Source organism: Nitrospirota bacterium (genome assembly GCA_016214855.1).
In the GTDB taxonomy this organism is placed as follows: Bacteria; Nitrospirota; Thermodesulfovibrionia; order Thermodesulfovibrionales; family UBA6898; genus UBA6898.
In genome coordinates this window covers 157,216-169,757 of the sequence record JACRMT010000013.1, presented here as the reverse complement: position 1 = coordinate 169,757, position 12,542 = coordinate 157,216, and the positions used below count along the sequence as shown (strand labels likewise).

Here is a 12,542-nt window from a genome sequence, read left to right as displayed (position 1 = left end):
TTCACCAAAAATCAATCCAAGGGGAAGCAATGCTTGATATTGAGTTAAAATGGCTGATCGTCTTGCTCATCAATTTCCTTGTCCTTGTCTATATTCTTAATATCCTTCTATTCCGACCGTTGCTTGCCTTGTTCAAGGAACGGGAAAGTTCTGTGAAGGGTTCCCTTGATGCGGCAAAGGAGATGGACAGAAAGAAAGAAGAGGGTCTCGAAAAGATGAGCAAAGAGCTCTCTGAGGCCAGACACAAGGCAAAAGATGCCTTTGAAAAGCTCAGGGAAGAGGGCCTGAACAGTCAAAAGATGTCCATGGCAGAAGCTGAGGCGCAGGCTGCTGCGATGCTCCAGAAGGCGCGGGAGGAACTGAAGGCCGAGACTGAAAAGGCCAAGAATACACTGAGGGCTGATGCGGAGAAATTCTCAGAAGAGATCGTCAGGAAGTTGGTGAAGGCATGAGAAATAGCAGTCAGCAGTTAGCCGTCAGCTTTCAGCAATCAGCCGTCAGCAGTCAGGGATTAGCGATCAGCTTTCGGAACTTCAGAAATGTAATTCTTTCTGTTTGTTACTCATTACTTATCACTTTTCACTCATCACCGGTTTTTGCGAGCGGCAGTGAAGAGGCGCCAAAATCGCTGCTCGCTACCTATACTCCCGCTATTCTCAATTTCCTTATCCTTGTTGCTCTTCTCGTTTTTCTGATGAAAATGATGGACATCAAAGGCTTTTTCAGAAAGAGGACTGAACTGATCGAACAGTCGCTGAAAGAGGCTCGCGAGGCAAAAGAACTTGCGCAGAAAGCCCTTGCCCAGGTTGAAGAACGGCTTAAGATCAAGGATAAAGAACTGGAAGAGATCCTCAAGGCAGCCAAAGAGTCCGGGGAGCGGGAAAAGGTGCGCATCATCGAGGAAGGCTCCAGGCTGAAAGAAAGAATCGTCGAACAGACAAAGAACAATATCGATTTCGAGGTCAAGATGGCGAAAGAGACGATCAAGCAGGAAGCGGTCGGTATTGCCATGGAACTTGCCGAGAAGAAACTGAAGGACAGGCTTACAAAAGAGGAGCAGATCAAACTGCTTGAAGAATCTCTTCTGAAAATAGAGGGCAAGAATTGAAACCGGTCAAACAGGCAAAACGTTATGCAAAGATGTTCATCAATGTAGTGGGTATGGATGCGGCCCTGCAGTCGCTGTCGGAACTCACTGCCGTTGAACAACTGATGAACAGCAGCGACCCGGTCAGGAGCCTTCTTCTGAACCCGGGATTTTCCCAGACAGAAAGGGAAGGTGCTATCCGGAAGATCGCTGAAAAGGCAAAGCTTTCGGAAAACGTGGTTAAATTTGTTCTATACCTTACAGAAAACAGGCTGGTTGCAGCGCTTTCAGAGATCGTAAAGAATGCTACAGCCATATATCTGGAGAAGAAGAAGCAGGCCAAGGCAGTGGTCTTTACGCCGGTTGAGGTGTCGAAAGGCCACGAAGAGAGGCTTAAGGTTTCTTTAAAAAGGCTGCTTGACCGGGATGTTGATCTTGAGTACGTGATCGACCCGTCCCTCCTTGGCGGCATATTGGTCAAGGTGGGAAGCACGATGTATGACAGCAGTGTAAAAGGCCAACTCAGACTATTAAAAGATGAGCTTATAAAGGGGTGATTTGATGGAAATTAAGGTTGATGAAATAAGTGAACTGCTGAAGAAACAGATAGCTGACTTTGAGAAGAAGGTTGACGTGAGCGAAGTCGGCTCGGTCATTTCTGTCGGCGACGGTATTGCCAGGATCTACGGACTTGACAAGTGTATGGCATCAGAACTTCTCGAGTTCCCCAATGGCGTTATGGGCATGGCCCTTAACCTTGAAGAAGATGCTGTCGGCGCTGTTCTGTTCGGTGAGGACTCCCTGATCCACGAAGGTGATGTGGTAAAGCGGACGGGCAGGATCATGTCTGTTCCTGCAGGAGAAGCGCTACGCGGCCGCGTTGTGAATGCTATCGGTCAGCCTATTGATGGAAAAGGTCCGATCAACACATCTGAGATGCGCATAGTCGATGTTGTTGCTCCGGGCATTATCGAGAGGAAGTCGGTCCATGAACCGCTCCAGACCGGCCTGAAGGCCATTGACGCCATGATCCCGATCGGCAGGGGACAGCGTGAGCTGATCATCGGCGACCGTCAGACCGGCAAGACCGCAGTTGCTATCGATGCGATCATCAATCAGAAGGGCGGGGATGTGACCTGTATCTATGTGGCAATCGGCCAGAAGCAGTCAAACGTTGCCCGTCTTGTGAAGATTCTTGAAGAGAACGGCGCGCTTGAGCATACGATCGTGGTTTCAGCTACTGCCAGCGATCCGGCCCCGCTTCAGTACATTGCGCCCTATACCGGTTGCGCCATGGGTGAATATTTCAGGGACAACGGCAAGCACGCCCTGATCGTATACGATGATCTGTCCAAACAGGCAACAGCATACCGGCAGCTTTCACTCCTGCTCAGAAGGCCGCCTGGACGTGAGGCATTCCCCGGCGATGTCTTCTATCTCCATTCCAGACTGCTCGAAAGATCGGCAAAACTTTCTGATGAGCTCGGTGCCGGATCTCTTACTGCATTGCCGATCATCGAGACGCAGGCAGGCGACGTTTCAGGCTATATCCCGACCAACGTTATTTCGATCACAGACGGCCAGATCTATCTTGAGCCTGAACTCTTCTATGCAGGTGTGCGTCCGGCAGTTAACGTCGGTCTTTCGGTCAGCCGGGTCGGCGGCGCTGCACAGACAAAGGCAATGAAACAGGTTGCCGGAACGCTGCGGCTTGACCTCGCGCAGTTCAGGGAGCTTGCTGCTTTTGCCCAGTTCGGCAGCGATCTTGACAAATCAACGCTTGCACAGATCGAACGAGGCAAGAGAATGGTCGAGCTCCTGAAGCAGGGCCAGTTTGTTCCCATGTCCATGGTCGAGCAGGTTGCGGTTCTTTTTGCTGCTACCCAGGGGTTCATTGATGATGTCCCTGTTGAGGCAATCAGAAAGTTTGAACAGGAGTTCCTCCGGTACATGAATGACCGTAAGGCAGATGTCATGAAGGAGCTGGGAGACAAAAAGGCGATTGATGATGACCTCAAGGCAAAGCTGACACAGGCTATCGAGGACTTCAAAAAAGGATTTCAGGCGTGACAAAAGCAGTTAGCAGTCAGCTATTAGCGATAAGCAGAAACATTTTTTTCTGTAAGCTGATAGCTATTTGCTGAAAGCTAGGAGCTGATAAATGGCGACATTACGCGACATAAAAAGACGCATAAAGGCTGTTCAGAGCACCAGCAAGATCACCAAGGCCATGAAGATGGTTGCTGCTGCCAAGTTCAGAAAAGCGCAGCAGAGGATGTTCGAGCTCAGGCCGTATGCTGAGAGGATGAATACCATTCTCTCAGGCCTTGCCGGCAGCCTTGAAGGTGAAGTTCATCCTCTCCTTGCGGTGAGACCGAGAAAGAATATTGAGGTCTTTGTTGTCACAAGCGACCGGGGGCTCTGCAGCGCCTTCAACACCAATATCCTCAAGGCCGCTACATTGCATATCGCCGAACTCAGGGCTGAAGGGTTCAATGTGACGATCAGTGCTGTTGGCAGGAAGGCAAAGGACTATTTCAAGAGAAGGAATGTTGAGCTCAGAAATTCCTGGACCGGCATCTCGGGAAAGATCTCTTATGCCAATGCCCAGGAGATATCGGCCGATATCATCGAAAGCTACACCAATGAGACGGTTGACGAAGTAATTGTAGTATACAACGAGTTCAAGTCAGTGGTCGCTCAGAAGATCTCGATCTCCCGGCTTCTTCCTCTTGCACCTATCGCGGCTGCAGAAGATGTCCTGCCGGTGTTTAACTTCATCTATGAGCCGACAAAAGAAGAGATCTTCAGCCGACTCGTTCCGAAGAATGTTGAGATACAGATATTCAGGGCGCTCCTTGAGTCTCAGGCGTCGGAAGAGGCTGCGAGGATGTCTGCTATGGAGAATGCGACAAAGAGCGCCAATGAGATGATATTGAAACTTTCGCTTCAGTATAACAAGGCACGCCAGGCAACGATTACCAAGGAGCTTATGGACATCGTGGGCGGCGTTGAAGCCCTAAAAGGATAAAGGCAAGGATAAATTAAATGACTATACACCCGGGGGTACAAGCATGAGCAACAATACAGGTAAGATTTCGCAGGTTATCGGCGCTGTCGTGGACGTCGAATTCGAAAGCCATATGCCCGATATCCTGAATGCGATCAAGGTCGAACAGAAGGGTGATGTATCTAAAGGTATCCCTGACTTTGATCTCACGCTTGAGGTTGCTTCGCACCTTGGCGACAACAAGGTCAGAACGATCGCCATGCAGGCGACTGACGGCCTTGTAAGAGGTATGGCAGCAGTGGACACAGGACTGCCGATCACCGTGCCGGTAGGCAAGGGTGCACTCGGAAGGATCCTGAATGTTGTCGGCGACCCTGTTGATAAACTGGGGCCTGTCAAATCTGAGAAAAGGCTTCCTATTCACCGTCCTGCGCCTGATTTTGCATCTCAGGAGCCTGTCACACAGGTGTTCGAGACCGGTGTTAAGGTTTTTGACCTTCTGGTCCCGTTTGTCAGAGGCGGCAAGATGGGTATGTTCGGCGGTGCAGGTGTAGGCAAGACCGTTGTTATCATGGAGATGATCCATAACATCGCCATGAAGCACGGCGGCGTCTCGGTCTTTGCCGGTGTCGGCGAGAGAACCCGTGAAGGCAATGACCTGTATGGCGAAATGAAGCATTCAGGCGTTCTTGAGAAAGTCTCCCTCATCTACGGTCAGATGAACGAGCCGCCCGGAGCAAGAGCACGAGTTGCACTTACTGCGCTGACCGCAGCAGAGTATTTTCGTGATGAGGGCCAGGACGTTCTGATCTTCATCGATAATATCTTCAGATATACGCTTGCCGGCGCTGAGCTTTCAGCGCTTCTTGGAAGAATGCCTTCTGCTGTCGGATATCAGCCGACACTTGGTACTGACATGGGTATCCTTCAGGAGCGTATCACGACCACCAAGAAGGGCGCAATCACCTCCATGCAGGCGATCTACGTTCCTGCTGACGACTTGACCGATCCTGCTGTTGCGACAGCATTTACTCATCTTGACGGAACCGTTGTTCTCTCACGGCAGATCTCAGAACTGGGTATCTATCCGGCTGTTGACCCCCTGGACTCGACATCGCGGATCCTTGATCCCAAGGTTATCGGTGAGGAGCACTATGCGGTAGCACGGAGCGTACAGAAAATTCTTCAAAGGTACAAGGAACTTCAGGACATCATTGCGATCCTTGGTATGGAAGAACTTTCTGAAGACGACAAATTGATAGTCTCACGGGCAAGAAAGATACAGAGATTCCTGAGTCAGCCCTTCAGCGTTGCAGAAGTCTTTACCGGCAGACCAGGAAAATATGTAAAGGTCGCAGATACCATCAAGGGTTTTAAAGCAGTTGTTGACGGACAGTATGACGATGTCCCTGAACAGGCATTCTACATGTGCGGCGGCATTGAAGAAGTTGAAGACAATGCACGGAAGCTGGGCTGGTCGAGGTAAGAATGGCTGAGGGAAAGCTTCTTCTTGAGATAGTGACGCCACAGGGTCTCGTCTTCAGCGAAGAGATAGATGAAGTAACGGCGACCGGCAGTGAGGGCGAGTTTGGTGTTCTGCCCGGTCATGTGCCTTTTGTGACGATCCTCAAGATCGGCATGCTCACCTGCAAAACAGGGAATGAGATGAAGATCTTCTTTGTGAACGGGGGATATGCAGAGGTTGGTCAGGACAAGGTACTCATCCTTGCTGACAGTGCTGAACGGTCTGATGAGATCGATATCGAACGCGCAAAGGCAGCCATGAAGAGGGCTGAGGAACGGCTCAAGAAGGCTGAAGAAATAGATTTCAAGAGGGCAGAGGCTGCAATCGAGCGGGCTGTGACCAGGATGCAGATAGCAGAAGTCAGAAGAATGAAATAAACAGTATAGATTCGGCAAGGGTAAAAGGGCTAACCTGATGGTCAGCCCTTTTTGTTTGTATGCATGGCCGCAGCAATCACCGGATGCACTATTTTGCCGTCATAGGTATTTAAGGCGGTTATCAGAACAGGATTGTCTGATGCTTTCTCAATGCCTATATCAGCTATCATCTTGATATAGGGCAGGGTGGCGTTGGTCAGCGCCAATGTTGAGGTCCTCGGATACGCTCCCGGCATATTTGCGACCGAGTAGTGGATTATACCGTCGATTTCATAGACCGGTTTGTCATGAGTTGAAGGTCTGGAGGTCTCTGCAGTGCCTCCCTGGTCAATGGCAACATCAACGATCACCGCTCCCTTTTTCATGGTTTTGAGCATCTCCCTGCTTATGAGAACAGGAGTTTTCCCGCCTGGTATCAGCACCGCACCGACAACAATGTCTGCATCTTTAATCTCTTGCTGAATATTTCCGCTGGTGAGAGAAAGAGTCTTTACCCTGCCCATGAACATCTCATCGATCTTCTGGAGCCGTTCGATGCCCCTGTTGAGAACAATCACATCCATGCCAATGCCGTAAGCCGTGCGAGCCGCATTTGTCCCGACAACGCCTGCGCCAAGAATGACAGCCTTTGCCGGTCTGACGCCTTCTATGCCGGAAGGAAGCAGGCCTGTTCCTCCATGAAACTTTTGAAGAAAGAACGCTCCCATAAGAGGAGCCATTCTGCCGGCAACCTCGCTCATCGGTATGAGCAGGGGAAGCGTATGGTCCTTCTCAAGGGTTTCATAGGCAAAAGCTGCGATATGTTTTTTCAGGAGAACTTCTGTGAGTTCCCTGTTCGGTGCAAGGTGCAGGTACGTGAAGAGAGCCTGACCATCCCTGAGAAAGTCATATTCTGGTGCAAGGGGTTCCTTGACCTTTACGATAAGATCTGCCCCGGCGAAGACTGCTTCCCGGTCAAGGACATCAGCACCTGCCTGCAGATACTGGCCATCAGAAAATCCGCTGCCTGCTCCTGCCCCGCTTTCGATGAGGACCGTATGACCTTTCTTTTTCAGTTCTGCAGCTCCGGCAGATGTGATGGCCACCCGATATTCTTCTTTTTTTATCTCTTTTGGAATGCCGACGATCATATGGATCCTCCCCTTACTTCCTAAATTGTATCATAATCGCATGAGCACCATCCTGTGCTGACCTGCCAAATAAAGGGAAGGATCGGAAAGATAGAGGGAATGCAGACGGGCAATGCAGTTTATCCTCTGCATTGCCCGCAATAACTTATTTCTTCCAGTTGCCGTCTATGCCGCAGAGGATGGCGCTCTTGTCGCCAAGACCAATGCCCTTATGGCAGTCCACACAGACAGAGACGGTCTTGCCGATTACTTTCCTGGCATCGACGTCATAGACCTGGAGGGTCCCATCGGTAATGGTCTTTCCTGCGATGGCCTTGCCGTCAGCGTCACAGCCTTCGGTATTGGTCCTGAGTGTAAGAACCGCATATTTGCCGTCTGAAGTCGGCATTGCGTCGTGGTTCTGGCCAACGGTCATCTTTTCGTCAACAAGCTTGAGGGTCCTGGCGTCTATAAGCCAGAAGCGATCGCCAGCAGATTCAAAGATATACCTATCATTTTTGCTGAAGAACTGTCTGAAGGTGATGGTCTTGCCTGGCTCGCCGGTCAGAGTGTTCTTCTTCAGAACCTTCCATTTCCCCTTTTCAAGAGAGGGCAGATCTACAAGGATGAAGTCAACCTTGCCGTTCGCCTTTCCGTCCTCGCCCTTCTGGTTTATTGAAATGATGAATTTTTTCATGTCATTTGAGTTGATGCCGTGGACAAATACATACGATCCAAGAGAATAGCCGATATCGCTCACGAACATGCGGTGCCTGTGCTGCAGAGTCTTCTTGTCAAAGATATCGATGAATCCCTCAGCGCCCATAAAGACCGGCATATAATATTTCTTTGACTGCCCTGATGCGCAATACAAGGGCGGTTTTTCTCCGGGCGCCCTCTTGTCAGGGTCCAGTGCGACATCCAGGATAACATTGCCTGTCTTCAGGTCGGTCTTGCCCACATGCATTTTTTTGTTGGGGTCAAGTGTGTAGGTTGACCAGAAGAGTATATTCGGATCGTTCACATCAATGCGGGCATCGTGCGTGGGATGCGTTGTCTTGTCGCCGATAACAACCCTGTCGAGAGCCGTTACTTTGATCGGATCATCAGCATTGTTCGGATCGATCGCAATATCAGCCTTGGCAAAGTGTCCGCCCATGCCTGCTATATACATCGTTGCTGCGTAATTCTTTTTTGAAGCCATTACAGAAGATTGTGAGAAGACGCCTGATGCGGTAAAGGCAAGGTATCCTGACGAGAGGAGTGCTACTGCTAAAAGAATGGTCAACGTTTTTTTCATTTGATTCCCCTGTGTTATGATATTTTCTCCTGTTTTTGAGCGAAACACTGGTGCTGCTGAATGCCTCCTTTCTGTTCCCTGTCTTGATATCAATAAACACGAAATCTTACCATATTCATAATTATAATTTACCAATAAAATAAATCTATAGATTGATAGTTAGGAAGTTTTGAAACCTGGCAATTCACCTGCAACAACGCGTGCTATTCCGGTATAATCCATACGTTATGCTGAAGCTGATCATTTTTGACCTTGACGGAACGCTGGTCGATTCGAGTATGGATCTTACCAATGCACTGAATTATGCCATCGAGCCCTGTGCGATAAAGAAACTGACAGCAGCTCAGACGAGAAGTCTTGTCGGCGAAGGCATTACAAAACTCATAGAAAATCTGCTGGGACCTGACCGCCGTGACTTTCAATCACTGGTCCTTGACAGGTTCATGTCCCATTATTCAGATCACCTTGTCGATTTTACCGTGCCCTATCCCGGGGTTGCCGAGACGCTGAAAGATCTGTCTTCCTACAGAAAAGCCGTGATCTCGAACAAGAGGGAATTCCTCTCAAGGATGGTACTTGAGAAACTCGGGCTTCTGCAGTATTTCGATGCTGTGCTCGGAAGCGATAGTGTTGGTGAGAAAAAGCCTTCTCCAGGACCGCTTATGAAGGTGATGGATATGCTCTGTTGCCAGCCTGCAGAAACAGTGATCGTTGGAGACAGCAACGTTGATATCGAGGCAGGCAAGGCAGCAGGTACCATGACCTGCGCCGTGACCTATGGTTTCCGGGATGTCAGTCTTCTTCAGGATGCTGATCTTGTTATCGATGCGTTCCCTGACGTCTCCGTGGTATTGGCGGGAAGATGATAATGGAAACAACGCTTGACGGTATCCGGGACATAAAGGTCTATCAGAATAAGGAAGGGTATCGTTTCTCGGTCGACGCCGTTCTTCTGTATACCTTTGTTGATATGCGCTATGCAAGGAATATTGCTGATCTGGGGACCGGCTCCGGCATCATAGGGCTGCTCCTTGCCCGTAAATATCCAAAGGCCAAAGTCACTCTGGTCGAGCTGCAGCAGTCTCTGTACCGCCTGGCAGTGAAGAATGTCACGATCAACGATCTCGACGAGAGAGTGACGGCAGTTCTTTCTGATATCAGGCATCTAAAGGAGAACTGTGATCCCATGACCCAGGATCTTGTGGTATCAAATCCACCCTTCAGAAAACCGGCAACAGGAAAGCTCAGTATCGGCCAGGAGAGGGCCATTGCCCGGCATGAACTGGCACTCAAGATCAAAGAGCTTGCGGAGGCCGCCTCATATCTGCTTAAGGCAAAGGGGCGTTTCTTTATGATCTACCATCCTGAAAGGCTTCCTGAAGCATTTGATGCCCTCAGATCCTGCCGTCTTGAACCAAAAAGGATCAGATTTGTCCATAATGATCCTGGCGCAGGGTCCAAGATCGTTCTGATCGAGGCGGTCAAGGAGTCCAGGCCAGGCGCCAGGATCGAAAGGCCTCTCTTTATATACAATGCCGACGGCTCCTATACGGCCGAAGTAAGTGCAATGTATGGAGACGGCAGATGACACAGCGGCTTCAGTGGACAAGGGATCATAACGCCCTGCCTAAAGCACCTGCTGTTGGCCTTCCCCCTCTTACCTCAAGAGGAGGTGAGGAGGGGTTATGATTCTTCCGCGATTAACTGAAGAGTTACATGCAATCGCAGAATTAATGGCAAGATCATGGCGCCATTCAGTATAATAAAGAAACTTTTTTCAAGGAGGAGATGCATATGGGTTTGTTGAGAGTTTTGGGGGTTGTTATCGCTGTTCTTGCTGTGCCGGCATTTGTCTTTGCTGCCGGGGCTCATGATGGACTGAACTGCGTTGGATGCCATGGCATTCATACGGCAAAGGGTGAACTTATTTTTGCTGTAGAGCCCAACAAGAAAGCGATGAATGCGAGGACAAAACAGCCTTTTTCCGGCACGACCGCGCTCTGTCTCGGCTGCCATGAGACCATAGAAAAGGGCGGGATGGGTATTGCACCGATTGAAGCGAACCACAGTCATCCGTTTAATGTGACGCCGAATGCAAAGGTGGCAAATGTGCCTGATATGCTCTTGAGGGAGGGCAAGCTCGAGTGCGTTGGCTGTCACGATCCTCATCCATCCAATCCGAACCATAAATATCTCAGAGTGGATACAGCCCGTGGTGCGAAAATGGGAGATTTCTGCGGCATGTGCCACAGTTCCAAGGCTGATCCATCTTCGGTAAAAAGCATGAAGATCTTCAACAGCATGGACGAGAGAAAATCCTCTGCATCATCAGCACCGGCATCGATGCCTGCTGCTTCGGGAAAGAAGTAATGAATGATAGAAAACAGTTTCTGCATCCTTGACGGTATTGGCGAGAAGAAAGAGCAAAAGCTCTGGAAGGAAGGCATCCTGACATGGGATGACTTCATTGGTGCAGATAATTTGCAGATATTCAGTCCTGAACGGAAGAGGCTCTTTGATGAGAGTCTCTTCCGTTTTCAGTCTGCGCTGAAGACCCGCAATGCGGCCTATTTCAGCAGGGCTGTACAGCGTCGCGAGCAATGGCGGCTCTTTGAGGCATTCAGGGGGGAAGCCGTCTGTCTGGATATCGAGACGAACGGCCTGCAGTACAACAGCGGCGGCTATGTGACGGTGGTCGGTCTCTATGACGGATATGATTATAAGTCTTTTGTCAGGGGAGAGAACCTTACGACCGAGGCCCTCAACGAGGAGCTCCGCAACTATAAATGCCTCATAACCTTTTATGGCGCAGTCTTTGACGTCCCCTTTCTGCAGCAGACGTTTCGCGGCATAGAGTTTCCGATGCCCCATTTTGATCTCTGTTTTGCCGCCAAGAGGCTCGGCATCAAGGGAGGGCTGAAGAAGCTTGAACATGACTTCGGCATTCAGCGGGACGGATCTGTTCAGGGGCTCGATGGATATGATGCGGTCAAGATGTGGGAGCAGGCCAGGGCAGGATCTTCCGAAGCTCTTGACCGCCTGATATGCTACAACCGTGAAGATACCGTTAATCTTATGCAGATGGCACCGATGCTTTACGAGCGGCTGAGACGTGCAACCGGGATAGAGGAATATCTTGCCTGCGGAGTTGCCTGATCTCTTCCTTACGTACCTTTCTGTAGAAAAAGGCCTTTCAAGAAACACGGTCAGCGCCTATGCAACAGACCTGAATAAATATCTCCTGTTTATGAACGGTCAGGGACGGAAAGCGGTCAAGGCAGGTAAGCCGGATGTCCTGAATTTTCTTGAGCTGTTGAGAAGCGATGGGTACACCATTTCAACGGTCTGCAGATATATTTCCTCCATCAAAGCCTTCTACAGGTTCCTACTTCTTGAAAAGGATATTCAGGACGACCCGACCGAGAATCTGCAGACACCTAAAAAGTGGGAGAGGGTGCCAAAGGCCCTGAGCGTATCTGATGTAAAAGATCTGCTTGATGCTACGTTCTCAGTCAAGACCGCATTAAGGGATTCTTCCATGCTTGAGCTGCTCTATTCTTCGGGTCTCAGGGTGAGCGAACTCGTGAACATTAAGATCGGGGATATTCATTTTGATGCAGGGTTCATCAGAGTGCTCGGCAAGGGATCAAAGGAGCGTATTGTTCCGGTTAATCTGCGGGCCCTTGAGAAGATTAAGGCCTATTCTGAAAAGGAGCGTCCGGGGATACTGAAGAAGAGACAGTCCCCCTATCTGTTTGTGACAAGGAACGGGAGGCCCATGACCCGGCAGCGCTTCTGGCAGACCTTAAAGGCGATCGGCAGGCAGGCAGGCATTGAACTTTCGCCGCATACGATCAGACACTGCTTTGCAACCCATCTTCTGGAGGGCGGCGCAGACCTCAGGTCCTTACAGAAGATGCTTGGCCACTCGGATATATCAACAACGCAGATATACACGAAGGTAACCACCGACAGGATCAAGAAAGTATACAAGACCTTTCATCCGAGGGCATAACAAAGTAAGCAGAAGGCAGTTCAAAAACATGAAGACAATTATTAAATCCCTCCTATCCTCCCTTTGCTAAAGGGAGGTATCATGGCCCTCTTTGGCAAAGAGGGGTGAGGGGAGATTTT

At 49.9% G+C, this 12,542-nt stretch carries 14 protein-coding genes; 12 read left to right on the top strand and 2 right to left on the bottom strand.

The window, feature by feature from the left end:
- Positions 1 to 29: 29 nt before the first annotated feature.
- From HZB62_12530 to HZB62_12500, 7 genes are all read left to right on the top strand, one after another.
- Entirely contained in the window at positions 30 to 452 is a 423-nt protein-coding gene (locus HZB62_12530) for an ATP synthase F0 subunit B (GenBank protein ID MBI5075978.1), read from the top strand.
- Entirely contained in the window at positions 449 to 1,108 is a 660-nt protein-coding gene (locus HZB62_12525; protein MBI5075977.1) for an ATP synthase F0 subunit B, read from the top strand. The genes HZB62_12530 and HZB62_12525 overlap by 4 nt, the downstream gene beginning before the upstream one ends.
- Positions 1,105 to 1,644 carry an ATP synthase F1 subunit delta gene (gene atpH / locus HZB62_12520; GenBank protein MBI5075976.1) on the top strand — a complete coding sequence of 180 codons (540 nt, stop codon included), beginning with the start codon at positions 1,105 to 1,107 and terminating at the stop codon, positions 1,642 to 1,644. The genes HZB62_12525 and atpH overlap by 4 nt, the downstream gene beginning before the upstream one ends.
- Before the next feature lie 4 nt (positions 1,645 to 1,648).
- Positions 1,649 to 3,157 carry a F0F1 ATP synthase subunit alpha gene (locus HZB62_12515; protein MBI5075975.1) on the top strand — a complete coding sequence of 503 codons (1,509 nt, stop codon included), beginning with the start codon at positions 1,649 to 1,651 and terminating at the stop codon, positions 3,155 to 3,157.
- A 91-nt stretch (positions 3,158 to 3,248) separates the two neighbouring features.
- Positions 3,249 to 4,118, top strand: coding sequence for an ATP synthase F1 subunit gamma (gene atpG, locus HZB62_12510; protein ID MBI5075974.1), 870 nt, complete (start codon positions 3,249 to 3,251; stop codon positions 4,116 to 4,118).
- Between the two features lie 43 nt (positions 4,119 to 4,161).
- Positions 4,162 to 5,583 carry a F0F1 ATP synthase subunit beta gene (gene atpD / locus HZB62_12505; GenBank protein ID MBI5075973.1) on the top strand — a complete coding sequence of 474 codons (1,422 nt, stop codon included), beginning with the start codon at positions 4,162 to 4,164 and terminating at the stop codon, positions 5,581 to 5,583.
- Between the two features lie 2 nt (positions 5,584 to 5,585).
- On the top strand, positions 5,586 to 5,999 hold the full coding sequence (locus HZB62_12500; protein ID MBI5075972.1) for a F0F1 ATP synthase subunit epsilon: 414 nt from the start codon (positions 5,586 to 5,588) through the stop codon (positions 5,997 to 5,999).
- A gap of 41 nt (positions 6,000 to 6,040) precedes the next feature.
- Here HZB62_12500 and ald read toward each other — a convergent pair whose 3' ends face one another.
- Together ald and HZB62_12490 are read right to left on the bottom strand one after the other, a co-directional pair.
- A complete protein-coding gene (gene ald / locus HZB62_12495; protein ID MBI5075971.1) occupies positions 6,041 to 7,129 on the bottom strand; it encodes an alanine dehydrogenase in 1,089 nt (362 codons plus the stop codon).
- A 145-nt stretch (positions 7,130 to 7,274) separates the two neighbouring features.
- Positions 7,275 to 8,408: a hypothetical protein gene (locus tag HZB62_12490; protein ID MBI5075970.1), complete on the bottom strand. Its 1,134-nt coding sequence runs from the start codon at positions 8,406 to 8,408 to the stop codon at positions 7,275 to 7,277.
- A gap of 227 nt (positions 8,409 to 8,635) precedes the next feature.
- Here HZB62_12490 and HZB62_12485 point away from each other — a divergent pair, with 227 nt between their 5' ends.
- From HZB62_12485 to xerD, 5 genes are all read left to right on the top strand, one after another.
- Entirely contained in the window at positions 8,636 to 9,274 is a 639-nt protein-coding gene (locus tag HZB62_12485) for an HAD-IA family hydrolase (protein MBI5075969.1), read from the top strand.
- Between the two features lie 2 nt (positions 9,275 to 9,276).
- Positions 9,277 to 9,996 (top strand): tRNA1(Val) (adenine(37)-N6)-methyltransferase, encoded by a 720-nt coding sequence (locus tag HZB62_12480; protein ID MBI5075968.1) that lies wholly within the window; start codon positions 9,277 to 9,279, stop codon positions 9,994 to 9,996.
- A gap of 206 nt (positions 9,997 to 10,202) precedes the next feature.
- A complete protein-coding gene (locus HZB62_12475) occupies positions 10,203 to 10,778 on the top strand; it encodes a cytochrome C (GenBank protein MBI5075967.1) in 576 nt (191 codons plus the stop codon).
- Between the two features lie 3 nt (positions 10,779 to 10,781).
- Positions 10,782 to 11,564 carry a ribonuclease H-like domain-containing protein gene (locus tag HZB62_12470; protein MBI5075966.1) on the top strand — a complete coding sequence of 261 codons (783 nt, stop codon included), beginning with the start codon at positions 10,782 to 10,784 and terminating at the stop codon, positions 11,562 to 11,564.
- A complete protein-coding gene (gene xerD, locus HZB62_12465) occupies positions 11,542 to 12,423 on the top strand; it encodes a site-specific tyrosine recombinase XerD (GenBank protein ID MBI5075965.1) in 882 nt (293 codons plus the stop codon). Before HZB62_12470 ends, xerD begins: the two co-directional genes overlap by 23 nt.
- Positions 12,424 to 12,542: the final 119 nt, after the last annotated feature.

Coding starts and splice junctions, on each gene's coding strand:
- HZB62_12475 (MBI5075967.1), top strand. CDS start 10,203: ATGGGTTTGTTGAGAGTTTTGGGGGTTGTTATCGCTGTTCTTGCTGTG.
- HZB62_12530 (MBI5075978.1), top strand. CDS start 30: ATGCTTGATATTGAGTTAAAATGGCTGATCGTCTTGCTCATCAATTTC.
- atpD (MBI5075973.1), top strand. CDS start 4,162: ATGAGCAACAATACAGGTAAGATTTCGCAGGTTATCGGCGCTGTCGTG.
- HZB62_12470 (MBI5075966.1), top strand. CDS start 10,782: ATGATAGAAAACAGTTTCTGCATCCTTGACGGTATTGGCGAGAAGAAA.
- HZB62_12515 (MBI5075975.1), top strand. CDS start 1,649: ATGGAAATTAAGGTTGATGAAATAAGTGAACTGCTGAAGAAACAGATA.
- HZB62_12500 (MBI5075972.1), top strand. CDS start 5,586: ATGGCTGAGGGAAAGCTTCTTCTTGAGATAGTGACGCCACAGGGTCTC.
- HZB62_12480 (MBI5075968.1), top strand. CDS start 9,277: ATGGAAACAACGCTTGACGGTATCCGGGACATAAAGGTCTATCAGAAT.
- HZB62_12525 (MBI5075977.1), top strand. CDS start 449: ATGAGAAATAGCAGTCAGCAGTTAGCCGTCAGCTTTCAGCAATCAGCC.
- HZB62_12490 (MBI5075970.1), bottom strand. CDS start 8,408: ATGAAAAAAACGTTGACCATTCTTTTAGCAGTAGCACTCCTCTCGTCA.
- atpG (MBI5075974.1), top strand. CDS start 3,249: ATGGCGACATTACGCGACATAAAAAGACGCATAAAGGCTGTTCAGAGC.
- HZB62_12485 (MBI5075969.1), top strand. CDS start 8,636: ATGCTGAAGCTGATCATTTTTGACCTTGACGGAACGCTGGTCGATTCG.
- ald (MBI5075971.1), bottom strand. CDS start 7,129: ATGATCGTCGGCATTCCAAAAGAGATAAAAAAAGAAGAATATCGGGTG.